Source organism: Vibrio sp. Y176 (genome assembly GCF_033438945.1).
In genome coordinates this window covers 1-603 of sequence record NZ_JAWOQS010000803.1, presented here as the reverse complement: position 1 = coordinate 603, position 603 = coordinate 1, and the positions used below count along the sequence as shown (strand labels likewise).

Below are 603 nucleotides of genomic sequence, written 5' to 3'. Positions count from 1 at the left end.
GCGAAGATGAATGCGCCTGGCGCCATTGTCAGTAGAGAAACCAGTGCGTAAGTGCCTAGGTTTAGGCTGGTTAGACCGTAAGCGTAGTTCTGTAGGCTGAAAGGGAATACAGGGACAAGACGAGTCAGAATTAAGAAGCTTGTACCATTTGCTGCTACACCGTCATCTATTTTCTTGAAGATTGGGTAATCGCCAAACTTTTTCATGATGGTGCTGCGCAGTAGGAAACGTGCCACGATGAATGCCGCCACCGCACCAAGCGTTGCAGAAAACAGCGCCAATACGCCACCTTTGATAGGACCAAATACGATACCCGCTACGATGGTAAACGCGCTGCCTGGTAGTAGGAAAACACACGCAAACACGAATGCTGCTACGAATACGGCGTAGCACCACACACCAAAGCTGGCGATCCAATCTTGTAGGCTCTTGATGTCTGTGATGATCTCAAGGATGACAGTTTGTTTAGCCGCGAACAGAGCAATAGCTACAACAGCGACGATAAGAGCGATTTTTACGAATTTCATAAGTTCAACTTCACTTAAACCTAATAATTAAAAAGATATAGCTACAAAGACGTAGTTACATAGACCTAGCTACACA

1 protein-coding gene is annotated in these 603 nt (G+C 45.9%); it reads right to left on the bottom strand.

What is annotated here, in order from left to right; all coding sequences use genetic code 11:
- The coding region (locus R7O13_RS28745; RefSeq protein WP_318305446.1) for a TVP38/TMEM64 family protein at positions 1 to 527 on the bottom strand (527 nt) is incomplete at its 3' end.
- Positions 528 to 603: the final 76 nt, after the last annotated feature.